Below are 22,553 nucleotides of genomic sequence, written 5' to 3'. Positions count from 1 at the left end.
ACGCAACACCACAGCCCCCGCACAGGGGTGGTCATGGCTCCCTTCGAGCCATGACCCGCTACAGCGACCATCGCACCGTCACCATGGCATTGCGCGGTTCACCATAGATGTCATTGCCGTAGTAGGTATTGGTGCTGATGCTCTGGTAGTACTTCTTGTCGAAGACGTTGTTCAGGTTAAGCCGAAACTCAAGGTGTTCGGACGCCTGATAGCGAGTCATCAGGTCCACCAGGGCATAGCCTTTCTGTTCGACGTACATCGGCGTGCCCGAGTCGTAGAAATTCACATCCTTGTTGTAGATCCGGTTCTGGCTATAGAGCCCCCCGCCCACAGTCCAACGATGCAAGTCTCCCGGCAGTTGGTAAGTGGTAAAGGCCTTGAACACGTGACGTGGAATATCGGTGTCGAACAGGCGGCCGACATTGTCCTCGTTGCTGTCCTTGCGATACTTGGCCTGGGCATAGGTGTAGCCCGCCCCCAACTCCCAACCCGGCGCCAGCTTACCGTTGACCTCAAGCTCGATACCTTCGCTGCGCACCTCGCCGCTGGCTTCGTAGCACTGCAGGCTGGAGCACTGAGCGCTGACCACCTGCTTGGCGCGATTGACCTGGTCGATCCTGAACACCGCAGCGCTGGCGGTCAGGGCCCCCTCGAAGTATTCGCCCTTGATGCCCGTCTCGTAGTTCTTGCCGACTACGGGCTTGATCAAGCCACCGGAGCTGTCCACTTCCGCTTGTGGGCTAAAGACATCGGTGTAGCTGACATACACCGAGTGATGGGCGTCAAGGTCGTAGACCATGCCGGCATAGCGGGTGAGGTTGCGGGTGACCTTGTAGTCGGTGCTGGAGGCGGTGCGCACCCCGGCAAAGCGCGTATCCACATCGTAGTCGTACCAGTCCAGGCGACCGCCCAGAATCAGGGTCAGGGGCTCGGCGAGGCTGAAACGTGAGGTGAGGTAGAAGCTTTTCAGCTCGGAGTTGCGCTCCTGGCGCCAGTAATCCAGGTCCATCTGCGGCTTGGGCACGCTATGGGGATCGGGACGGTAGATGTTGGTCCGCGTCTCGTTGTCCTGGAAATTGCCCTTGCCGCGAAAGGCCAGCTCACGCTGACTGGCCCCCACCACCAGCTCATGCTCACGCCCGAACAGGGCAAACGGCCCGGAAGCGAAGAGGTCGTAGCTGCCTTGCTGATCCTTGTAGTGGTACTGACCGACGTACTGGCCGAACTCGTCGAAATCGGCGCCGAAACGCTCGGTCATCGAACCGAGCATCTGCAAGTCGGACCAGGACTTGCTGGCCGACAGCAACAATTTCCAGGCGTTGTCGAAGCGGTACTCCAGGCGACCAAAGGCCGTGACGTTGTTCTGGTCCCAGTACTCCCAGTCACTGCCCAGGTAGGCCGAGCGCGACAGGGGCAGGTGCCGGCCGTCAATCGCCGCAGGCAGCCCGCCCCAGGTCGTGGTGGTGTGCGACGCCTGATTGGTAGCGCCCACGGTCAGCGTGGTGTTGTCATTCAAGTCGGCCTCGACAATGCCGTAGAACACCGAACGCTCGGCATCGGCCACGTCCTGGAAACTGTTCTTGCTCTGGTAGGCAGTCACCAGGCGCCCGCGCAACGTGCCACTGTCATTGAGGGCACTGGAGGCATCGATTTCGCTGCGGTAATTGTCCCAACTGCCGGCACTGGCAGTGATGCTCAGACGCGGTGCGGCAGTGGGCCGCTTGCGCACCATGTTGATCGCCGCCGAGGGGCTGCCCGTCCCCTGCATCAGGCCAGCGGCGCCACGCATGACTTCGACCCGATCGAAGATCGCAGTGTCGGCCGCAGTGCTCATGTCCCGGCTCAGGTAATGCGACATGTCGTTGGCCAGGCCATCGACCATGAGGTTCTGTACTTCAAAACCCCGCGAATAGAAAATCGGCCGCTGGGGTCCGTCCTTGGTGATGGAAATGCCCGGGGTGCTCTTGAGCACATCCTCCAGGCTTTGCATGTTCTGATCGTCCATGCGCTGGCGGGTGACCACGGTCACCGACTGTGGAGTCTCGCGAATCGACAGGGCCAGCTTGGTGGCCGTCTGCATGGCACCGGTGGTGTAGGAACCGGTGTCTTCGGTGGTGGTGCCCAGAGACGCGCCGGTGATCTGGGTCGGCCCCAGATGCAGCGCCGCCCCCGTCGGCAACTTGACCAGGGTATAGCGTGCCGGGCCTTCCTGGCGCAGCTGCAAGCCACTGCCGGCCAGCAGCTGCGCCACGCCCTGACTGAAGGAATAATGGCCCTTGAGCCCCTGGGTAACGAGCCCCTGGGTCTGACTGGAGCCAAAGGACAGGGTAACCCCGCTGGCCGCGGCAAACTCACTGAGTGCAGTACCCAGTGCCCCTGGCGCAATGTTGAATTCCTGCGCTTCGCCCACCGCCTCCTGGGCCAGGGCCAACGGCGCAACACTGGTGGCCGCCAGCAGCGTGCCAAGGGTGATGCTCAACGCCTTGCGATTGAAACTGCGCCGCAGGGCGGCCTGGGTGAAACGACTCCGGTGGCTCATTTACGCGTCCTATGCCATAGCAGTAAAGGCGGCTGATTGACCGCTCTACTGATGAGCCGAACGCCAGGCGGAATCGGCAAGGCGCATTGACGATTTTTCTTCAAGCGACCATTCGCCCGTCACGCTTGCACACGCACCCAGTACCTGGAAAACCGGCGCACCCTCACCGGCAACGACAATGGCAGGTTGGCCAGCACCCCATCGATATCATCCAGGCGGAAGGCCCCGCTGATGCGCAGTTGCGCAACTTCATCCGCACACCCCAGGTAGCCAGGGCGGTAACGACCCAGCTCACGGATGAAATCCGCCAGTCGCCAGTCAAGCGCCACCAACTGGCCCCGGACCCAGGCACTCTCGGCATTGTCCGCCACCCGCAGGGCACCCATCTGCCCGGAGCCGAAGGTCAGCGCCTGGCCTTCGGCGACCCTCCGGGCATGTTGCGGATCATCGTTCAGGCGCACCTCCACCGCATGTTGCTGAACCGATACTTGGCTGAAGGTCGGCTCCAGGCGCACATCGAAACGGGTGCCCAGGGCCCGGATGCGGCCATGGGCAGTTAACACCAGCAAAGGACGCGCCGGGGCCCGGTCTGCGGCCGTGGTGACCTGGATCTCGCCCTGACGCAGGAAGATCAGCCGTTCTTCATGGCTGTAGGCAACGTCGACCCGGGTATCGGTATTGAGGTGCAGCCGCGTGCCGTCGGCCAGCAGCTCTTCCCGGCGCTGGCCGGTGCGCGTGGCGAAGTCGGCGCTGTAGGGAGACAGCCGATAGCCGCCCAGCAACGCCGAGCCGCCAGCCATCAGCAGCAGTACCTTGAGGCCCTGGCGGCGCTGGATGCCCATTTCCGACAAGACCGGCAAGGCAATATCCTGCGGGACCCCACGCAACTGCTGTTGCAGCCTTTGCACCCGGGCCCAGGCTCGCGCATGTTGCGCATCGGCGCGAAGCCACTGCTGCCAGGCCTGTTGCTGCGCCGCGCTGACCTGTTGATCGTTGAGGACCAGGTACCAGTCCACCGCTGCCTGCAGGTGGGTCTTGTCCAGGGGAGGAGGCGACGGCACGTTCAATCGTCCATCAGTTGTATGCATTGCAGCAGTGCCTTGCCCAGATGATTCTTGACGGTGGTCACCGACACCCCCAACTGCCGCCCGACCTGCACATAGCTCAGGCCGTCCAGCTGCACCATGAGGAAAATCTGTCGGGTGCGCGTGCCCAGTCCATCGAGCAAGGCATCGATGGCCAGCAATGACTCGATGATCAAATGATGGGTTTCAGGTGAAATATCCTGGGGCTCCGGACGTGCCGCCAAAGCCTCCAGATAGGCCTGTTCCAGAACTCTGCGGCGCGCCTTGTCGATCAGCAGGCCGCGGGCGATGGTCGCCAGGTAATGACGGGGCTCTCGCAGTGCCGGCAACTGGCGCAGCGACAGCATCCGCACGAAGGTGTCCTGGGCCAGGTCTGCGGCATCGGCACAGTTGCCGGTGCGGCTGCGCAACCAGCCCTTCAACCAGCCGTGGTGGGCGCCATACAGATCTTCGATCTCCAGCGATATTGAAGCCTTGACCCCTGCGTCCATGATTGACCGTCGCTAATGATAATATCTCTCATTATTATCCAGCCGTTTTTTCATGACAACAGAGCGCCCTTCCCGGCAGACCTGAATGCCGCATGCCTGGCCTTTCCGGAAAAACCGCAGCACGCTGCGGTTTTTCCACCCAGGTCAGTTGAAGGGTTGTGGGCGCGGTGTCTGCGCCGAGGACGGCGGCAGGATCGGCAGCTTGAAGTCCGGTTGATCGCCGGTCAGGGTTTCAAGGAAGGCCACGATCTGGCCGACCTCCTCGGTGCCCAGCTTGCGCCCCAGTTGCAGCCGGGCCATCACGTCCACCGCCTCTTCCAGCGTCCAGTAGGCGCCGTCGTGGAAGTAGGGATAGGTCAGTGCCACGTTGCGCAAGGTCGGCACCTTGAACAGCATGCGGTCGGCGTCTTTGCCGGTCAGCCCGGCCACGCCCTGGGCCGGGTTCTGGGTGACGTAGGGCTCGATCATGCCCATTTTCTGGAACGAGCCACCGCCCACCGCTTCGCCGTTGTGGCAGGCCACGCAGCCGATGGACTTGAACAGTTGGTAGCCCTTGAGCGCGGTGGGGCTGATGGCCGCCTTGTCGCCCTTGAGCCAGCGGTCGAACGGCGCATTGGGCGTCACCAGGGTGGCTTCGAAGGCGGCAATGGCGTTGGTGGCGTCGTCGAAGCTGATCTCATCGTTGCCATACACGCGCTTGAACGATGCTCGGTACTGGGGAATGGAGCGCAGCACCTCCACCGCCAGTTCATGGGTAAAGCCCATCTCCCCCGGGTTGGTGATCGGACCGCTGGCCTGCTCCTGCAGCGTGGCCGCGCGGCCATCCCAGTACTGCGCAAAGCTCAGGCCGGAGTTGAGCACCGTGGGCGAGTTGATCGGCCCCTGGTGCCAGTTGTGACCGATGGAGGTGGGCAGGTTGTCGCTGCCGCCCATGCTCAGGTTGTGGCAGGAGTTGCAGGAGATGAAACCGGATTTGGACAGGCGCGGGTCGAAGAACAACTGCTTGCCCAACTCCACCTTGGCCACATCGGTGATCTTCGCCGATTGTACCGGCAGGATCGGCTCGCTCGGCGTCTCCCCCCGTACCTCGCCCCCCAACAGCAATCCGAACACAAGTAACCACTTACAACCGTGCATGGCGTCCTCTCATCAGGCTTATGGTTTGCTGCACCATGTGCCCAACCTCCCCCAGCCGCCCTGACTCAGATCAATCGGTGGCCGGGTGCACGCCTGCCTGCGACCCTATGTACAGGGCCGCTGAGCAGCGCCTTGCCACTGGCCCAGCGCACGGTCATGGCCACCTGCCGGCCCTGCTGTCGGCGCCACTGCTGTACATTCCCCTCCACGGACGACACCTCATTTCCCAGTGAACGGAGCTCAACGCGTGTTCTCGATCTTCCCTACCCGTCACCCCCGACTCCTCAGCATCGGCCTGCTGGCCGCCGCCCTCAGCCTCAGCGCCTGTAACAACCCGCCCTCTTCCACTGCCCTGCCTGCCGCTCCGGAAATCGCTTCGGGGTACCGCACCGACATGCAGACCCGGCACGCCGACAAACACATGGCGGCCGCCGCCAACCCGCTGGCCGCCGAGGCCGGGCGCGAGATGCTGCGCAAAGGTGGCTCGGCCATTGATGCGGCGATTGCCATGCAAGCGGTGCTGACCCTGGTGGAGCCGCAGTCCTCGGGGATTGGCGGCGGCGCGATGATCGTGCTCTGGGACGGCAAGGCCGTGCGCACTTATGACGGTCGGGAAACCGCGCCGGCGGGCGCCACCGAGAAGCTCTTCCTGCAGGCGGACGGCAAGCCGATGCCCTTCCCTCAGGCGCAGATCGGTGGACGCTCGGTCGGCACCCCGGGCGTGCTGCGGGCCCTGGAAATGGCCCACCAGAAACACGGGCGCCTGCCCTGGGCGCAGCTGTTCGAGCCGGCGATCCGCCTGGCCGAGCAAGGCTTCGCCATCTCGCCACGGCTGCACACCATGATCAGCGCCGACCCGTTCCTGGCGCGCTCGCCGGACATGGCCGCGTACTTCCTCAATGCCGACGGCACGCCGAAAGCCGTGGGCACCTTGCTGAAGAATCCACAGCTGGCCGCCGTGCTCAAGCGCATCGCCCAGGAAGGCCCGGACGCCCTGTACACAGGCCCGGTGGCCGCAGAAATCGTCGCCAAGGTCCAGGGCCACGCCAACCCCGGCAGCCTGTCGCTCAACGACCTGCAAGGCTACCGCGCCAAGGAACGCGCGCCGCTGTGCAGCGACTACAAACGCTGGCAGGTGTGCGGCATGCCGCCGCCCTCTTCCGGCGGCGTGGCGGTGGCGCAGATCCTCGGCACCCTGCAAGCCCTGGAACAACGCGACCCGCGCTATGCCCTGGCCAACCTCAAGCCGCAGCAAACCAACCTGCCGGCCGGCCTTGAGCCTGCGCCGCAAGCGGTGCACCTGATCGCCGAAGCCGAGCGCCTGGCCTACGCCGACCGCGGCCTGTACGTGGCCGACAGCGACTTTGTGCCCGTGCCGGTGGCCGGCCTGATCGCCCCGGACTACCTGGCCCGGCGCGCCGCCCTGATCGGCGAACGCAGCCTGGGCAAGGCCGAGCCGGGCCAGCCCCGGGGCATCCAGGTGGCCTACGCCCCGGACCGTTCGCCCATGCGCATTTCCACCTCACAAGTGGTGGCGGTGGATGACTTAGGGGGCGCGGTGTCCATGACCACCACGGTGGAAGCGGCCTTTGGTTCGCACCTGATGGTCCAGGGCTTCATGCTCAACAACCAGCTGACCGACTTCTCCTTCATCCCCGAGGAAAACGGCCAGAAGGTGGCCAACCGCGTCGAACCGGGCAAGCGCCCGCGCTCGTCCATGGCCCCGACCCTGGTCTTCGACCGCGCCAGCGGCGAACTGCTGGCCAGCGTCGGCTCCCCGGGCGGCTCGCAGATCATCGAGTACGTGGCCAAGTCGCTGGTGGGCATGCTCGACTGGAACCTCGACCCGCAAGCCGCCGTCGGCCTGCCCAACTTCGGCAGCCGCAACGGCCCGACCGAACTGGAGAAGGGCCAGTTCAGCCCGGCCCTGAAGCAGGCACTGCAAGCTCGGGGACATGAGGTCAACGAGATCGACATGACCAGCGGCACCCAGGCCATCGTTCGCGTGCGTGATGCCCAGGGCAAGGCGTCCTGGGCCGGCGGCGCCGATCCTCGGCGCGAAGGGGAAGCGCTGGGGGATTGAAGGCCCTGCGCTGAACCCGAGGGCCGGCCGTGAGGCTGGCCCTTTTTTGTGGGCAGAGGCCCAGGGCACTGTATGCAAAATTTCGCCGCGGTCTGTGTCTGACCCGGCCCGAGGATCTGCCCTAGCATCGTCCCTGTCCACCGAGGAACCGACGATGAACGAAATTGCCGCCAACCTTGATCTCCCGGGCCTGAGCCCACGACCCCTGATACCCCAGGACCTTGAACTGATCTGCCGCCATCGCCAGGCGATGTTTCTCGATGCCGGCAAGGACCTCTGCACCTTGCAGGTGATGACTGAGCACTTTCGCCCCTGGTTGCGTGAACGCCTGGAGGACGGCCGCTACTACGGCTTCGCCCTGATGGACGCCGAGCAGAGCGTGGCCAGCATCGGCCTGATGAGCATCGACTGGCCGCCCCACCCTTCCCATCCAACCCAGGATCAACGCGGCTATGTACTCAACGTCTACGTCGAACCGGCCTACCGGCGCCGCGGCCTGGCGTCGGCGCTGATGAAACTGGCACAGGCCGAGTTCCGCCAGCGCGGGCTGGGCTTTGCCGTACTGCATGCGACCGAGGCCGGCAAGCCGCTGTATCAGGGGCTGGGTTGGGCCGCGACCAGTGAGATGGCGAAGGTGTTGGAAGCTTGAGTTAGCTGCTCTGGATCATAGAGCCGCACTGAGCAGAGTTGCCCGAGTTTCAGGTCATGCAAAAGGTGACATCGAAGGCATGGATCACACACAAGAAAGCGAATGGGCTGACTGGAAATCAGGACTCCGCTCATTGGCGTTGCAACTCCACGTTCTTAATCTTTCAGGAGTCATCTCCTAGCACCCACCATTGCCGCAAGGTACGTCAAAGACGTAGAATCCTCCCGCATGCTGACGATCATAGAATCTCCGCTGTTTTCCAGACTCTGGCCCGATTACTGGTCCGAAGAAGAGCGTGGAGCGTTCATGACGTTTCTTGCCAACGACCCGGAGTCCGGCGTTGTCATTCCGGGTTCTGGCGGTTGCAGGAAAATCAGATGGAGCATTGATGGACGTGGAAAAGTGGCTCGGTGCGGGTCATCTATACCACCCAGCTCGCATGCGGAGCCCTGGTTGCGTTGGTGATCTATGGCAAAGGCGCTACCGAAAACATTCCAGCGCCTGTTCTGCGCAGAATCGCGAAGGAGATGAATCATGCCCCTTACTGAAGAAGAACTATTGGCACGTGATGCCAAGCGCAATATCGGCCAGGAGCTTCTGGACGCGATCATCGATGTCAAAGCCGGCCGTCACGGCAATACCCACAGCATTCCGCTCACCAAGGCCGCCGAAGCCCGCGGTAAAACCGGGTTGTCACAACCCAAGTTTGCCCAACTGCTTGGCGTGTCGGTAAGGACCCTTCAAGAGTGGGAGCAAGGTCGGCGCTCGCCTTCCGGAGCGGCCCGTTCATTGCTGCATATCGCGATGCTCAGGCCCGATGTATTTCGTGAGGTGCTGGCACAACCTCTGTAGCCGCTGCCGCAGGCTGCGACAAGGACCGAAGGGCCTTCGGCGCCAGGGAGATCGCTGCGACCGTTCCGGTCGTTCGCAGCCTGCGGCAGCGGCTACAGGGGCGGTTCACAAAATGTCGCAGTAATGCCGTTGCGACTCCCCCTACTCCAACCTATGGTTCGACCGTCGCTGCAAAATCAGCGATCAGGCTTGGCGGCCTGATAGAATCGAGGCGCAACAGCGCCCCCACCAATCATGCAGGCGCTTTTTTTGCGCCCGCATACCTGCGTTATGGCGGGTTGCGTGGGAGAACCTTCGGGTTCGCCGGTTCCTTGATTCCCGGTCCGCCAATCCTGCGCAATCCGCCACCCTGATCTGCTTGGCGGCAGACGGTGACGGTCCTTCGAATCAAGGAGTCGTGACCATGAACTGCTTCTGCAATCTGTTTACCCAACACCTCCCGTCACACAAAACCGGAGGTGCCCGATGACCACTCAATCGCCCCTGACCACCCTCGGTGAAGTCCGCTTTTCCCGGTGCGGCGAACACCTGCATCCGCTGTTTCGCGTGAATGCCGATGTGCCGATCAGCGATGCCCTGGAGCACGCCTCGGCGCTGTTGCATCTGGCAAAGCAATTCACCCTGGAGGCGGCCATGGAGCCGGGCTGCGACCGCTATGCTTGGGCGGCACACCACCTGGCAGAGATGGGCAAGGCACTGATGGACGACGTGCACGCCACGCTCTCTGCATGACCTGATCGTCCCTGAGCCGACGTCGCCTGCGCGGGCAGATCCAGCGATCTGCCCGTACGTCGCCTGACGCACTCAGTGACTTGTTTAAGTCCCAGCACGGGACTAGGATCGCGCCATGAGAATTATTGCAGTCAGTCAGTTGAAGGCCTTCTGGGAGAAGTACCCGGATGCAGAGCAGCCTTTACTGGCTTGGGTCGATGAAGCAAGGAATGCCGAGTGGTCCAACCCTGCGCAAATCAAGGACCAGTATCGCAACGCAAGCATTCTCAAAAGCCGCAGGGTGGTCTTCAACATCAAGGGCAACGAGTATCGACTGGTCGTTGCCGTGGCCTATCGTTTCGGCGCGCTGTACATCAAGTTCGTAGGCACCCACCGGCAGTACGACGCCATTGATGCCGACAGCGTAGACATGGAGTAACCCAGATGAACATCCGCCCTATCCACACCGACCAGGACTACCGCGCCGCGCTGCAAAGCGTCTCGCCCCTGTTCGACAACGAGCCGCAGCCCGGGACACCTAAAGGCGATTACTTCGACGTGATGATCACCTTGATCGAGGCGTACGAAGCCAAGCAGTTTCCCCTGGACCTGCCCAACCCGATCGAGGCGATCAAGTTCCGCATGGAACAGTCCGGCTTGTCCGCCGCCGACCTGGCACCCGCCATCGGCCGCACCAACCGCGTCTACGAGGTGCTCAACGGCAAGCGCGCGCTGACCCTGCCGATGATCTGGAAACTGCACCAACTGTTCGGCATCCCGGCCGAAAGCCTGATCAAGCCGAACAAGTCGTCCTGAGCATCACTGCCGGGCTTGAGCTTGCCCTTGGGTAAAGGCCCAACCTGCCTGGCAACCCAACACCACCAAGGACGCTCCATGCTCACCATCGGACAAATGGCCCGCTGCCAAGGCCTCACCACCAAGACCCTGCGCCATTACGACAGCATCGGCCTGTTCACCCCGGCCCTCACCGGCCGCGACAACGGCTACCGCTACTACAGCCCGGAACAGATCGTGCCCCTGGGCCGCATCGTCTGGCTGCGGCAGTTGGGCATGTCCCTGGAAGACATCCGCACGCTGGCGGACCAGGGCGGCCTGGACAGCGTGCTGCACATGCAGCAGTCGTTGCAGGAGCATGCCCGGCAGCTGGAAAGCGAGATTGCCCGCAGCCAGAAGGTGCTCGGTCACCTGCAACGCTACCTGGCCCAGCCACAGCGCCAGATTCCTGCCCCGCAGACACCACAAAAGGTGTTCCTGGCCCGGCAACGGATCATCGGCATGGCCTGGCAGCAGGACGACCCGGGCTCCATCGCCGAGCTCTGGCAACGCTTTGAACCTCGGGAGCAGGAAATCCAGCGCCTGGCCGAGCCGGTGGGCACCTACGGCATCTGCCAGCCCCTGGAAGACGGCCAGTGGCGCTATGTCGCCGGCTTGCCGGTGGCTGCCGATGCGCCCCTGGTGCCGGGCATGGTCGAGCTGGACATCCCCGCCCGCCACTACGCCCGGGTCGAGCATCACGGCACCGTGGCCACCCTGCCGGAAACCTTCCGCGCCGCCTACAGCGAATGGCTGCCCGCCGCCGGGCTGATGCCGATCGAAGCGGTGGAATTCGAATACACCGGCGAGCGTTTCCTGGGGCCCATGCACCCGGACAGCGTGGTGGAGCTGTACATCCCGCTCAAGGCCTGAAACATCCGCAAGGCGGGCCGCCCCACAGGCAACCGCTGGTCTGGCGCTGCCTTTGCAGCGCGGTCTGTCAGCAAAAGTGCCTCGGATACCGCTATGCTCTGCAGCCATTCCCAGGTTACCGAGCGAAGGCCCGATGAGTTTCCAGGCAGCTGTGTTGAACCAGATACCCGGCATCCGTCATGAGTTTTCGACCCTGGGCGCTGCCCTGCCGGCCAACCTGTTCTTCTGCTCGCAGGTCCACAGTGGCGAGGTGGTGCACGCCAGCACCACCCTGCCCAGCGGGATCATTCGCGGCGATGCGGTCCTCACCCATTCCAGCCGGCCCATCGCGGTGGTCACCGCCGACTGCCTGCCGTTGCTGATCAGCAGCGATGACGGCTCCTGGGTGGCGGCGGTGCATGGTGGCTGGAAAGGCCTGCACGGCGGGATCATCGCCAATGTGCTGCAACACTTCGCCAGCAAGGGCATCGCCCCACGGCAATTGCGAGTGGCCATCGGCCCGTCGATCAAGCCCTGCTGCTATGAAGTCAGTGCCGACTTCATCGACACCCTGTCCGCCACTCAGGATCCGCTGTGGCCCGCTGCGCAAGCGCCCTGGAGTCGCCAGCAGCCGGCCCCGCGGCTGCCCCCGCAAATTCCCCCGCCACAGCCGACCCAGGCCGACTCCCTGTGGTTCGACCTGAGCCGCTATGCCGTGTACCTGCTGCAGGCCGCCGGCATCGAGGACGAGCAGATCGAAATCAGCGAGCTGTGCACCTACTGCTCGACCCCGACCCTGGCCAGCTATCGCCGACGCATGCATCGGGGTGAAGCCAAGGCCTTCCAGTACTCCTGGATCGGCCGGACATGAGCCTCGGCTTTGCGCTACTACCGACCTCTCTGACCGACCTGGAAACCCTGGTCCAGATGCGCATCGCGGCCATGCGCGAGAGCCTTGAGCGCCTGGGTCGCTTCGACCCACAGCGCGCCCGGGAGCGCTTTGCCGCAAGCTTCGCGGCCGAGCGCTGCCACTTCATCCTCAGTGACGGACAGCCCGTGGGCTTTATCCAGAGCGAATCACACGAGGATCATCTGCGACTGCAGCACCTGTACGTCATGCCGCAATTCCAGGGGCGGGGCATCGGTGCCCAGGCCCTGGAGCCGCTTTTACAGCGTTCCACCAGAGAACAATTGCCCATCCACCTGGATGCGTTGCGCGGCAGTGACTCGAATCGATTTTATCGACGCCTGGGTTTTGTTCAGGTAGGCGAAAGTGAATGGGATATTCACTACGTTCGGCCCGCAGATCCCCCCCTGGCCTGAACCCGGCCCTCGTCGGCCATCGAGACCGTACTGGTGCTTGGCCAGCTACCTGAGCTAACGTTGCCTCCCGCCTCAGACCCAACCCAAGGAGTGCCCGTGTCTGACAATCTCTATGCCCCGCCCCAGGCGGATCTGGTCGCCCCTTCGGCGCACACGGCGCCACAACCCTTCTATGTGGTGTCCAAGGTCAAGTTCCTGACCCTGTACATCCTCACCTTCGGTATCTACCAGCTGTACTGGGCCTATAAGAACTGGCATCAGTTCAGGCACGCCAGCGGCCAGGAGTTGTGGCCGGTGGCCCGGGCGTTCTTCGCGATTTTCTTCACCCATGCGCTGTACCGCGAAGCCGATGCACAGCTCAAGCGCGACGGCCGCAGCCATGACTGGCGCCCCGGTGAACTGGCGACCCTGTTTGTGGTGGGGCTGATCGTAAACAACGTGGTGGATGCGCTGTCACGCAAGAACATCGGCTACCCGGTAACCGACATCGCCAGCCTGGCGCTGCTACCGGTGCTGGCGTGGGTCACCTGGCTGGGCCAGCGCGGCCTGAATGCCGCCGCCGGCGACCCCGAAGGCCGCAGCAACGCCCGTTTCACCCCGCTCAACTATGTGCTCTGCGCGCTCGGGGCCGTGGTGCTGGTGTTGGCCTGTCTCGGGGTGATGCTGCCGCCGGAGTGAGTCAGGAATTCAGGCGCTGACGTAGACCCAGGCCTGGATCCCCGAGGCCAGGGTCACGCTGACCCGCTGGTAGTCGGCGACTTCATAGCGGTCGGCCGCTGCCAGTTCCTCGGGGGTAATCTGAAACACCGTGCCGGCAATCGGCGCGCTGTCCGCCGCCCCCGGGCGCAGGATCGGGTGATGGGTCTTGCCACTGGCGGCCAATACCTCGGGATCGGTGATTTCCACCCAGCTCTGTTCATAGCCGAGCATGGCATCGGTGCTGCCACTCAACTCACGGCCGAAGTTGGCCAGCTGTACCGCCTTGTCTTGCAGGGTGCCGTAGGAAAAAAGGTAGACCGAGGCTTCTGTTGCCGAACTCATTCGTCACGTCCTTAAACACGATGATCCGCTTCAGCGGTTGATTTTCAGACCTTGCCGCTCGGCATGGCGCTCCAGCGCCAGCTCGATCAGGCGGCTCACCAGCTCGCTGTAACGCATGCCGGCGGCCTGCCATAGCTTGGGGTACATGCTGATGCGGGTGAACCCGGGCAGCGAGTTGATTTCGTTGATCAGCACTTCACCGTCGTCGGTGAGAAACACATCGACCCGGGCCAGCCCGGAGCAGCCCAGTACCTGGAACGCCTCGATGGCCAGGGCGCGGATGCGTTCGCTGTGCTCGACGCTGATGTCCGCCGGCACCAGCACCTGGGCCGCGTCTGCGTCGATGTACTTGCTGTCGTAGGAATAGAAACCGTTGCCGACCACGATCTCGCCGCAGCCACTGGCGATCGGCTGGTCATTGCCCAGCACCGCGCATTCGATTTCCCGCCCGCGCACCGCGGACTCCACCAGCACCTTGTGATCGAAACCCAGGGCCAGCTCCACCGCGGCGTCGTAATCGGCCTCGTTGTCGACCTTGCTCACCCCCACCGAGGAGCCCTGGTTCGCCGGCTTGACGAACAGCGGCAGGCCGAGCGCCTCCCGGGCCTGGACAAAACCGTAGCGGCTGCGGCTGGCCCGGGTCAGGGTGATGAACGGGGTCACGGCCAGCCCGGCGTCGCGCAGCAGGCGCTTGCTGATGTCCTTGTCCATGCACACCGCCGAACCCAGCACATCGGAGCCGACAAAAGGCAGGTCGGCCATGCGCAGCAGGCCCTGCAGGCAACCGTCTTCACCCAGGGTGCCGTGGACGATCGGGAAGATCACATCCACATGCCCCAACAGCTCCTGGCTGCTGGTTTCCACCAATTGCTGGCTGGCCTTGCCCGGCACCACCGCCAGCTCGCGGTTGGACTGGTTGAGGGCGATCAGCGCCGGGTTTTCCTGGTTGATCAAAAAGTTCGAGGTGTCGTTGAGGTGCCAGTGCCCCTGCTTGTCGATGCCGATCAGCACCGGCTCAAAGCGCGTGCGATCCAGGGCATCGACGATATTGCGCGCCGACTGCAGCGACACTTCGTGTTCGGCCGAACGGCCACCAAAAATAATTCCGACCCGCAACTTGCTCATGAATGGTTTCCGTTAAAAAAATGATCGCTGACGGTTCTCTTGGTTTCAGCTGGGGCTGTAGCGCAAATGGATCAACGCCACTCGCTCCTGCTCCTTGTTCTTGCGCTCTTCGATGGCGAACGGCACAAAACCCAGCTTCGGATAGAACAGCAAGCCCGCCACATTGCTGTTGAAGCAGGACAGCGTCACCTCGCTGGCCTGGTGCTTGCTGCGAGCGATATGGATCATCTGCCCGATCAGTTGCGCTCCCAGGCCCGCGCCGCGCACCTCTGGGTCGACGATGACATTGCCGATGGTGCAGGTGCCGCCACTGGCCCAGCGATAGAAGTTGGCAAAACCCACCACCTGCCCATCCAACTCGATCACCGTCGAGTCGCTGCGCTGGGCGATGGAGTCGCGCAGCTGTTCGTGGGTCAGCGGCCAGGTGGCGGCAGGAAAGAAGAAATACAACTCCTGGGGATTGCCCACGAAACTGCAGATCCGCGCAATGTCCGCCTCTGCTACCGGGCGAAAAACAACAGCCATGTTCAGTCTCCTGATACGGGGACGGGTCGTCCTTGTTGGGGGGCGTATCCTGGCCAGCGCAAGGCGCCGGCCGCTCAACGGTTGGCCAGCAGATGCCCGCCAAACAGCACATAACAACCACCAGCCAGACGGTCCAGCCAGCGACGGGCCCGGGCGTAGAACCCGGCCACCCGGCTGCTGGCGAAAAACAGCGCCACGCAGCAGTACCAGGACAGCGACAGGCCGGCCATGGTCAGCACCGCCAGTCCCAGCAGCAGAGGTGGCGGGGAGGCCGGCATCGACGTGGCAAAGATGGTGGCCACGAACAGCGCCGACTTGGGGTTGGTCATGTTGCCGAGAAAGCCCAGCCGGTAGGCCGAGAACAGGCTGCGCTCAGCATGGACCGCGCCATTGGCGGTTGGATTATCCAGGGCCGGTTTGCGCTTGAACTGCTTGAGTCCCAGGTAGATCAGGTAACAGCCACCGGCGACCTTGAACAACACGAACAGCGCCGGCGCCGCGCTGAACAGCGACTTGATGCCCAAGCCTCCCGCCAGCCCCCAGAGCACGGTGCCGCTGGCCACCCCCAGGGAGGCAAACAGGCCATGGCGCCGCGAGCAGCTCGCCGCCAGTTGTGCTGTGGTGAAAAAGTTCGGTCCTGGGGTGATCACCGCCACGCTCCAGAGCAGGACCAGCGACAACAGCGGGGCGAGGTAAACCAGGTATGAGACGTGCATGAGCGCAGGTGGCCATGAAGGGGATCCGGGTGAAAGACGCTACTCCACTCGCGCCTGCCCAGGCAACCGCCGATTGGCCTCGCAATCCTGCTCAAGCCGTCGGCCGCCGCGCTGCGCCTGATCCATCCTGCAAGGCCCCCCTTCTTCCGGTAGAACTGCCACGGCGTGAGCCGAGGGGCAAGACAGCCAGCGCGCCCCTGAGTTAACGTACCGCCCTCGGCTTCATCCATCAGGACCGTTCCATGGCCAGACCCACCGCTGTCACCGACTGGGTTCACCGCGCGCCACCCGCCCGGGGTCTGGAGCGCATCGAGGCGTATTTCGCCGGCCATGGCTATGACATGCACCGCCACGACACCTACGCCATCGGCCGGACCCTGCGCGGGGTGCAGAGCTTCCAGTACCGCGGTGGCTGGCGCCACAGCCTGCCCGGCGCGACCATGGTCCTGCACCCCGATGAGGCCCACGACGGCGAAGCCGGCACCCACGACGGCTTCCACTACCGCATGCTGTATGTCGAACCCGCGCTGATCCAGCAGATCCTCGGTGGCCGGCCCCTGCCCTTCATTGCCGGCGGCCTGTCCAACGATCCGCGGCTGTCCGCCGCCACCGACGCCTTGCTGCGCGGACTCGACAACCCCCTGGATCCGCTGGAGCAGGAAGACGCCCTGTTCGACCTGGCCCACGCCCTGAACAGCGTGTCCGGCGTCGCCCGCCCCCGCCAGCGCCTGGACTATGTCGCCGCGGAACGGGCCCGAGAGTACATCCACAGTGCCCTGGACCGGACCCTGACCCTGGACGAACTGGAGGCCCACAGCGGGCGCGACCGCTGGAGCCTGTCCCGGGACTTTCGCCTGCTGTTCGGCACCAGCCCCTATCGCTACCTGAGCATGCGCCGCCTGGACCTGGTCCGCGCCCTGCTGGTCCAGGGCCAGTCCCTGACCCAAGCGGCGCTGATCGCCGGGTTTTCCGACCAGAGCCACATGACCCGGCAGTTCCGCCAGGCTTACGGCCTGCCACCGGCGCGCTGGCTGAAGATGCTCGGCCGCTGAGCCACACACGATCGTTCAAGAAACCAACCCCGCCGGCTGTTTACCCTCAGTGCTCATTCATCACTGATGTGGACCGCAACATGCCAAACCCAACCACGCAAAACGCCTACCAGAGCATCAATTTCCAGCACAAGCTCGGCCTGTTCAGCGAACACTGGACCCCCAAGGTGATCGCCGAGATGAATGACTACCAGTTCAAGATCTCCAAGCTGCAAGGGGAGTTCGTCTGGCACAGCCACGCCGACACCGACGAAACCTTCATCGTCCTCGACGGCCAGCTGTACATCGACTTTCGTGACGGTCGGGTGTCCATCGGCAGCGGCGAGATGTTCGTGGTGCCCAAGGGCGTCGAGCACAAGCCCTGGGCCGAGCAGGAAGTCAAACTGCTGCTGATCGAGCCCAAGGGCGTGCTCAATACCGGCGATCAAGGCGGCGAACGCACGGCACAGAACGACGTCTGGATCTGACCCTGGTCTGAATCTGCAAGGTGGAAAAGGGAATTTCCACCGCACCGGCGAGGTCAGACGCTTTGACACGCCACTCCATCTTCGCTGCTGACCGACCGACGGCGTACCAAAAACCCTACGTCGAGGGAACCAGCACGGGTAAAGTGACGCTCCAATTTTTTCTGTGCGATGGCTCTATCGCGGGGATGCCAGCCTGGTCCCGGCCTTTGATGACGCCCATGGCGCGTCCACTACCTGTTGCGACCCCTGATCCCTGCATGCCGACACCGCATCACGCCAGCACCACCCCCACCCTGCTTCAAGACCTGCGCACCGGCACCGCGACCTTGCACGTTGCCCTGGAGCAACGCCTGCCGTTCTTCTGTGAGCGGCTTGATGCGCCCTGGTATCGACGCCTGATCCAGGCCTATTACGGTTTCTATCAGCCCCTGGAGGCGGCCCTGCATGACAGCGGCCTGATCCCGCCGGGCTACGACCCGATGCAGCGCCTGAAGACCCCGACCCTGTTCGCTGATCTGCGTGCCCTGGGCTTGGACGCCGCCAGCATCCAGGCCCTGCCCCGCTGTGAGCAGCTGCCGCCCCTGGCCAGCGCCGGGGCCTGCCTGGGCGTGCTCTACGTACTGGAAGGCGCGACCCTGGGCGGACAGATCCTGCGCCGGGAAATGGCCCGGCGCCTGGATCTGGGCGCCGACAACGGCGGCGCCTTTCTGGATGTCTATGGCGCTGCCACCGGGCGGCGCTGGAAGGACTTTCTCGACTACCTGGGGCGCATGCCCGAAGACGCGAGCACACGCCAACACCTGGTCAGCGCCGCGCAATCCACATTTGCCTGTTTCGAACGCTGGCTCGACCGCCGCGAGGTGCTGCTATGACCCCCCAAGACGCCCAAACCTTCGAACAGTTGCTGGCCAACTGCGCCAACGAACCGATCCGCTCTCCGGGGGCGATCCAGCCCCACGGCGTGTTGCTGACCCTGGACGAACCGCAACTGCACATCCGGCAGATCAGTGCCAACGTCGAAGCGCTGCTGGGCCAGCCCGCCGAATCGCTGGCGGGGCAGCCCCTGGAGCAGTTGCTGGGGGCCGCGGACGGCCAACGCATCCGTGAGGTGCTGCAACTGGAGCGGCTGGCCGATGCCCCTGCGCTGTACCTGTCGCTCAATGGCCGACGCTTCGAAGGCCTGCTGCATCGCCACCAGGGGGTGCTGATGCTGGAGCTGGAGATCCAGCCCGATCAGCCCCGGCCACTCACGGCGCAGAACGACAACCTCGGGCGTCTGCTGCGGCGCCTGCAGGCGGCCAGGACCCTGCACGAGCTGTACGCCATCAGCGTCAGCGAGATCCAGGCCATGACCGGCTACGACCGGGTGCTGATCTACCGCTTCGAGGAGGAAGGCCACGGCCAGGTGATCGCCGAAGCCACTCGCCCCGACATGGAGGTGTTCAACGGCCTGTTCTTCCCCGCCTCGGACATTCCCCAGCAGGCCCGCGAGCTGTACCGCAGCAACTGGCTGCGGATCATTCCCAACGCCGACTACCAACCGGTGCCGCTGCTGCCGCCCCTGCGCCCGGACACCCAGCAGCCCCTGGACCTGAGCTTTGCCACCCTGCGCAGCGTGTCGCCGATCCATTGCCAGTACATGAAGAACATGGGCGTGCTGTCGTCCATGAGCATTTCCCTGCTCAAGGACGATCAGCTCTGGGGCCTGATCAGCTGCGGCAACCGCCAGCCGCTGCTGGTGCCCCACGAACTGCGCATGGCCTGCCAGACCATTGGCCAGGTGCTGTCGTTGCAGATCAGCGCCATGGAGGCCCTGGACCTGAGCCGGCAGCGGGAAGAGAAAGTCGCCGCCCTGGCCAGCCTCGACCAGGCCATGCGCGACGCCCCCGGCAGCGTCTTCGACGGCCTGGCCCAGGCGCCACAACGGCTGCTGGACCTGACCCAGGCCGGCGGCGTGGCGATCATCGAGGACAAACAGCTGCACTGCTTCGGTAACTGCCCGCCCCAGGACGACATCCGTGCCCTGTACCGCTGGCTCAAAGGCACCGGGCAAGCGGTGTTCGCCAGTCATCACCTGGCCAGCCTGTATCCGCCGGCGGCGAGTTATCAACAGGTGGCCAGCGGTGTCCTGGCCATGAGCCTGCCCAAGCCTGTGGATAACGGCGTGCTGTGGTTCCGCCCGGAGGTGAAGGAAAACATCCACTGGAGCGGCAACCCGGAAAAGCCCCTGGACCTGGAGAACTCGGACGCCGGCCTGCGCCTGCGGCCGCGCACCTCGTTCGAGATCTGGAAGGTGGAAATGGCCGGGATCTCCAGCAAGTGGAGCCACGGCGACCGCTTCGCCGCCAACGACCTGCGGCGCTCGGCCCTGGAACACGACCTAGCGCGCCAGGTGCTGCGGGAACAACAGGCGGTGCGCGCCCGGGATGAACTGGTGGCGGTGGTGTCCCACGACCTGCGCAACCCGATGACGGTGATCTCCATGCTCTGCGGCATGATGCAGAAGGCCTTCAGCTCCGACGGCCCGCACACTTCACGGCGCATTTCCTCGGCCATCGACACCATGCAACAGGCCGCCAGCCGCATGAACAACCTGCTGGAGGACTTGCTGGACACCTCGAAGATCGAAGCCGGGCGCTACAGCATCGCGCCACAGCCGCTGGAGGTCAGCCAGATCTTCGAAGAGGCCTATTCGCTGCTGGCGCCCCTGGCCCTGGACAAGGCCATCGACATCAGCTTTCACGCCGAGCCGGAGCTGACCATCCATGCCGACCCCGAGCGGCTGTTCCAGGTGCTGTCGAACCTGGTGGGCAACGCCATCAAGTTCACCCCCATGCAGGGCAAGGTCGGGGTGGTGGCGATGTCCGACGGCGAGCAGATCGTCTTCAGCGTCCGCGACAGCGGGGAAGGCATTCCCGCCGACCAGTTGCCGTTCATCTTCGACCGCTACTGGACCATGAAGGAAGGCAACCCCAATGGCACCGGCCTTGGGCTGTACATCACCCAGGGCATCATCCAGGCCCACGGCGGCAAGATCGAGGCCCACAGCGAACCGGGCAAGGGCAGCGAGTTCCGCTTCAGCGTGCCCCGCGCCACCCTCTAAAGCGTGCCCCCGGGGCGGCCACGCCGCCCCGGCCCTTCATTCACTTGCCTGCGCCACCAACCAGTCGCGAAACAACTGGCCGCTGACAGACAGGCGCTTGTGCCGCGGGTGCACCAGAAAATCCGCCTGACCGGTGCGAAACGCCCACTGGCCAACCCGCTGCAACTCGCCCCGGGCCACCCGCTCGCTGGCCATGAAATCCCAGCCCAGGCCCACGCCCATGCCCTGCTGCACCGCACTGAACATCAGGGTCAGTTGGTTGAAGCCCATGGCGCCCGGCGGCGCGCTGTAGTCCAGGCCGAAATGGCGGAACCAGTCGCGCCAGTCGATGCAGTTCCAGGCCGAGGCGTCCAGCTGGATCAAGGGCAGCTCGGCCAGTTGCGCCAGCTCGTCAATGGCCGGCAACACCAACTGTTGGCTGGCGATGGGATAGACGATCTCGGCGAACAGCGGCGTGGCCACCAGGGAGGACCAGTGCCCGGCGCCATACAGAATGGCCAAGTCGTGCTCGGCCACGCTGGATTCGTCCATGTCGTTGTTGGCGTGGATGCTCACGGTGATGTCCGGGTGCTGCTTGTTGAACGCCAGCAAGCGCGGAAACAGCCAGAACTGCGCCACCGCGTGGGTGCATTGCACGGTGATGGTATTGGCGTCGCGCCCGGCCCGCAGGCGACTGACGCTGCGCAGCAAGGCTTCCAGTTGGGTGCTGACCTCGGCAAATAGCGAAGCGCCGCTGGCGGTGAGTTTCACCCCCCGGGCCTGGCGTTCGAACAACTCGGTCTTCAGCGACAGCTCCAGGGCACGGATCTGCTTGCTCACCGCGCTCTGGGTCAGGCACAGCTCGGTGGCGGCGCGGGTGAAGCTGGCGTTGCGCCCCACCGCCTCGAAGGTCACCAGGGTTTCCAACGGCGGCAAATGGCGCGCGAAACGACTCATCAGGCATTCCCCAGAAGAATAGGTAGGTGCCTATATATCCTTTGTCCGTTCGGTCAGCAATGACTAGGCTGCGCGCTTTGATGAATTGCTGCGAGTGTGTGCATGAAACGCGGAGTTGCTTATGCAGCCTTGGCCGGTGCGGTCTGGGGCCTGGCCATTGTGGCGCCCAGCCTGTTGCCGGAGTTCAGTCCGCTGATGCTCAGCTGTGCCCGCTTCAGCCTGTACGGTGCATTCTCCCTGCTCCTGGCTGTGCCTCAGGCCCGGGAGCTCGTGCAGCGCCTGACCTGGGGTGACGTGGCGTTGCTGGTGAAGCTGGCCCTGACCGGCAACCTGGTCTACTTCATGCTGCTGGCCAGCGCCATCCAATGGGCCGGGGTGGCCAGCACTGCGCTGATCGTCGGCCTGTTGCCACTGACCATCACCCTGGCCGGACGCGGCGATGCCGACGCCCTGCCCCTGCGCCGACTGCACTGGCCGCTGCTGCTGGTGTTCACCGGCATCTGCTGCATCAACCTGGACACCCTGCTCACCGCCGACAGCGGCAGCGTGGAACTGGGGCAACGGGCCCTGGGCCTGCTCTGCGCCTTCGGCGCCCTGCTGTGCTGGACCTGGTTCGCCACCGACAACGCCCGTTACCTCAAAGGCAGCCGCTTCAACAGCAGCCAGTGGTCGACCCTGTGGGGCATCACCACCGGGCTGATGAGCGCCCTGGTCTGGCTGCTGGCGGACGGCCTTGCCCTGCCCGGCACTCAGGTCGAGGCCGGGGAGCAGCGCTGGCTGCTGTTCTGGGGCCTGAGCCTGTCCAGTGCGGTGCTGGGCTCCTGGTTCGGCAATCGCATGTGGAATGCCTCGACCCGGCGCCTGCCGCTGACCCTGAGCGGCCAGTTGATCGTCTTCGAAACCCTGTTCGCCCTGCTCTACGGCTTCATCAGCCTGCAGCACCTGCCGAGCCTGCTGCAAAGCTCGGCGGCCCTGCTGTTGCTGGCCGGGGTGCTGTGGGCAGTGCGCCGCCACCTGCCCCGGCCCCACTGA

Annotated in this window: 24 protein-coding genes; 15 read left to right on the top strand and 9 right to left on the bottom strand. The window is 64.2% G+C overall.

The window, feature by feature from the left end:
* Positions 1-58 precede the first annotated feature (58 nt).
* The 4 genes from L1O02_RS05205 to L1O02_RS05190 all read right to left on the bottom strand — a co-directional run bounded on the left by L1O02_RS05205 (position 59) and on the right by L1O02_RS05190 (position 5,252).
* Positions 59-2,539, bottom strand: coding sequence for a TonB-dependent receptor (locus L1O02_RS05205; protein ID WP_235759661.1), 2,481 nt, complete (start codon positions 2,537-2,539; stop codon positions 59-61).
* Positions 2,540-2,658: 119 nt separating this feature from the next.
* Positions 2,659-3,600 (bottom strand): FecR domain-containing protein, encoded by a 942-nt coding sequence (locus L1O02_RS05200; RefSeq protein WP_235759660.1) that lies wholly within the window; start codon positions 3,598-3,600, stop codon positions 2,659-2,661.
* 2 nt (positions 3,601-3,602) lie between these two features.
* Positions 3,603-4,115, bottom strand: a complete 513-nt coding sequence (locus L1O02_RS05195) for a sigma-70 family RNA polymerase sigma factor (RefSeq protein WP_060841054.1) — start codon at positions 4,113-4,115, stop codon at positions 3,603-3,605.
* Positions 4,116-4,259: 144 nt separating this feature from the next.
* Positions 4,260-5,252 carry a cytochrome-c peroxidase gene (locus L1O02_RS05190; protein ID WP_235759659.1) on the bottom strand — a complete coding sequence of 331 codons (993 nt, stop codon included), beginning with the start codon at positions 5,250-5,252 and terminating at the stop codon, positions 4,260-4,262.
* A 247-nt stretch (positions 5,253-5,499) separates the two neighbouring features.
* Between L1O02_RS05190 and ggt the strand changes: the two genes are divergently transcribed.
* The 10 genes from ggt to L1O02_RS05140 all read left to right on the top strand — a co-directional run bounded on the left by ggt (position 5,500) and on the right by L1O02_RS05140 (position 13,234).
* On the top strand, positions 5,500-7,335 hold the full coding sequence (ggt, locus tag L1O02_RS05185; RefSeq protein ID WP_235759658.1) for a gamma-glutamyltransferase: 1,836 nt from the start codon (positions 5,500-5,502) through the stop codon (positions 7,333-7,335).
* Between the two features lie 154 nt (positions 7,336-7,489).
* Positions 7,490-7,984: a GNAT family N-acetyltransferase gene (locus tag L1O02_RS05180; protein ID WP_235759657.1), complete on the top strand. Its 495-nt coding sequence runs from the start codon at positions 7,490-7,492 to the stop codon at positions 7,982-7,984.
* A 534-nt stretch (positions 7,985-8,518) separates the two neighbouring features.
* Positions 8,519-8,836, top strand: a complete 318-nt coding sequence (locus L1O02_RS05175; RefSeq protein WP_053153790.1) for a helix-turn-helix domain-containing protein — start codon at positions 8,519-8,521, stop codon at positions 8,834-8,836.
* 465 nt (positions 8,837-9,301) lie between these two features.
* The gene (locus L1O02_RS05170) at positions 9,302-9,568 is read left to right on the top strand and encodes a DUF3077 domain-containing protein (protein WP_207166544.1); all 267 of its coding nucleotides are present in this window, start codon (positions 9,302-9,304) and stop codon (positions 9,566-9,568) included.
* A 115-nt stretch (positions 9,569-9,683) separates the two neighbouring features.
* On the top strand, positions 9,684-9,986 hold the full coding sequence (locus tag L1O02_RS05165) for a type II toxin-antitoxin system HigB family toxin (protein ID WP_060841059.1): 303 nt from the start codon (positions 9,684-9,686) through the stop codon (positions 9,984-9,986).
* Positions 9,987-9,991: 5 nt separating this feature from the next.
* Positions 9,992-10,363: a helix-turn-helix domain-containing protein gene (locus L1O02_RS05160; RefSeq protein WP_235759656.1), complete on the top strand. Its 372-nt coding sequence runs from the start codon at positions 9,992-9,994 to the stop codon at positions 10,361-10,363.
* Between the two features lie 78 nt (positions 10,364-10,441).
* Complete coding sequence (locus L1O02_RS05155) at positions 10,442-11,254, top strand: GyrI-like domain-containing protein (protein ID WP_235759655.1); 813 nt, start codon at positions 10,442-10,444, stop codon at positions 11,252-11,254.
* A gap of 133 nt (positions 11,255-11,387) precedes the next feature.
* A complete protein-coding gene (locus L1O02_RS05150; protein ID WP_235759654.1) occupies positions 11,388-12,104 on the top strand; it encodes a polyphenol oxidase family protein in 717 nt (238 codons plus the stop codon).
* The gene (locus L1O02_RS05145) at positions 12,101-12,556 is read left to right on the top strand and encodes a GNAT family N-acetyltransferase (RefSeq protein ID WP_207166547.1); all 456 of its coding nucleotides are present in this window, start codon (positions 12,101-12,103) and stop codon (positions 12,554-12,556) included. The genes L1O02_RS05150 and L1O02_RS05145 overlap by 4 nt, the downstream gene beginning before the upstream one ends.
* A gap of 96 nt (positions 12,557-12,652) precedes the next feature.
* Positions 12,653-13,234 carry a DUF4234 domain-containing protein gene (locus L1O02_RS05140; protein ID WP_060841064.1) on the top strand — a complete coding sequence of 194 codons (582 nt, stop codon included), beginning with the start codon at positions 12,653-12,655 and terminating at the stop codon, positions 13,232-13,234.
* 9 nt (positions 13,235-13,243) lie between these two features.
* On the opposite strand, the gene L1O02_RS05135 is transcribed toward L1O02_RS05140, so the two are convergent.
* From L1O02_RS05135 to L1O02_RS05120, 4 genes are all read right to left on the bottom strand, one after another.
* Complete coding sequence (locus L1O02_RS05135) at positions 13,244-13,597, bottom strand: gamma-glutamylcyclotransferase family protein (RefSeq protein WP_060844623.1); 354 nt, start codon at positions 13,595-13,597, stop codon at positions 13,244-13,246.
* A gap of 30 nt (positions 13,598-13,627) precedes the next feature.
* The gene (gene ddlA, locus L1O02_RS05130) at positions 13,628-14,722 is read right to left on the bottom strand and encodes a D-alanine--D-alanine ligase (protein WP_060844624.1); all 1,095 of its coding nucleotides are present in this window, start codon (positions 14,720-14,722) and stop codon (positions 13,628-13,630) included.
* 45 nt (positions 14,723-14,767) lie between these two features.
* Entirely contained in the window at positions 14,768-15,247 is a 480-nt protein-coding gene (locus tag L1O02_RS05125) for a GNAT family N-acetyltransferase (RefSeq protein ID WP_060841067.1), read from the bottom strand.
* Positions 15,248-15,321: 74 nt separating this feature from the next.
* Complete coding sequence (locus L1O02_RS05120) at positions 15,322-15,963, bottom strand: LysE family transporter (protein ID WP_235759653.1); 642 nt, start codon at positions 15,961-15,963, stop codon at positions 15,322-15,324.
* A gap of 242 nt (positions 15,964-16,205) precedes the next feature.
* On the opposite strand from L1O02_RS05120, the gene L1O02_RS05115 reads away from it, so the two are divergent.
* From L1O02_RS05115 to L1O02_RS05100, 4 genes are all read left to right on the top strand, one after another.
* Positions 16,206-17,015, top strand: coding sequence for an AraC family transcriptional regulator (locus L1O02_RS05115; protein WP_235759652.1), 810 nt, complete (start codon positions 16,206-16,208; stop codon positions 17,013-17,015).
* A gap of 80 nt (positions 17,016-17,095) precedes the next feature.
* Positions 17,096-17,482 (top strand): cupin domain-containing protein, encoded by a 387-nt coding sequence (locus L1O02_RS05110; protein ID WP_060841071.1) that lies wholly within the window; start codon positions 17,096-17,098, stop codon positions 17,480-17,482.
* Between the two features lie 257 nt (positions 17,483-17,739).
* Complete coding sequence (locus L1O02_RS05105) at positions 17,740-18,354, top strand: biliverdin-producing heme oxygenase (protein ID WP_235759651.1); 615 nt, start codon at positions 17,740-17,742, stop codon at positions 18,352-18,354.
* Complete coding sequence (locus L1O02_RS05100; RefSeq protein ID WP_060844628.1) at positions 18,351-20,585, top strand: ATP-binding protein; 2,235 nt, start codon at positions 18,351-18,353, stop codon at positions 20,583-20,585. Before L1O02_RS05105 ends, L1O02_RS05100 begins: the two co-directional genes overlap by 4 nt.
* Positions 20,586-20,621: 36 nt before the next feature.
* Here L1O02_RS05100 and L1O02_RS05095 read toward each other — a convergent pair whose 3' ends face one another.
* The gene (locus tag L1O02_RS05095; protein WP_235759650.1) at positions 20,622-21,521 is read right to left on the bottom strand and encodes a LysR substrate-binding domain-containing protein; all 900 of its coding nucleotides are present in this window, start codon (positions 21,519-21,521) and stop codon (positions 20,622-20,624) included.
* Positions 21,522-21,623: 102 nt separating this feature from the next.
* Between L1O02_RS05095 and L1O02_RS05090 the strand changes: the two genes are divergently transcribed.
* On the top strand, positions 21,624-22,553 hold the full coding sequence (locus L1O02_RS05090; RefSeq protein ID WP_235759649.1) for a DMT family transporter: 930 nt from the start codon (positions 21,624-21,626) through the stop codon (positions 22,551-22,553).

This window comes from Pseudomonas sp. BC42, assembly GCF_021560055.1.
Classification (GTDB): Bacteria; Pseudomonadota; Gammaproteobacteria; order Pseudomonadales; family Pseudomonadaceae; genus Aquipseudomonas.
Note: the sequence above shows the minus strand (reverse complement) of the source record. Positions and strands in the feature narration are given on the sequence as shown.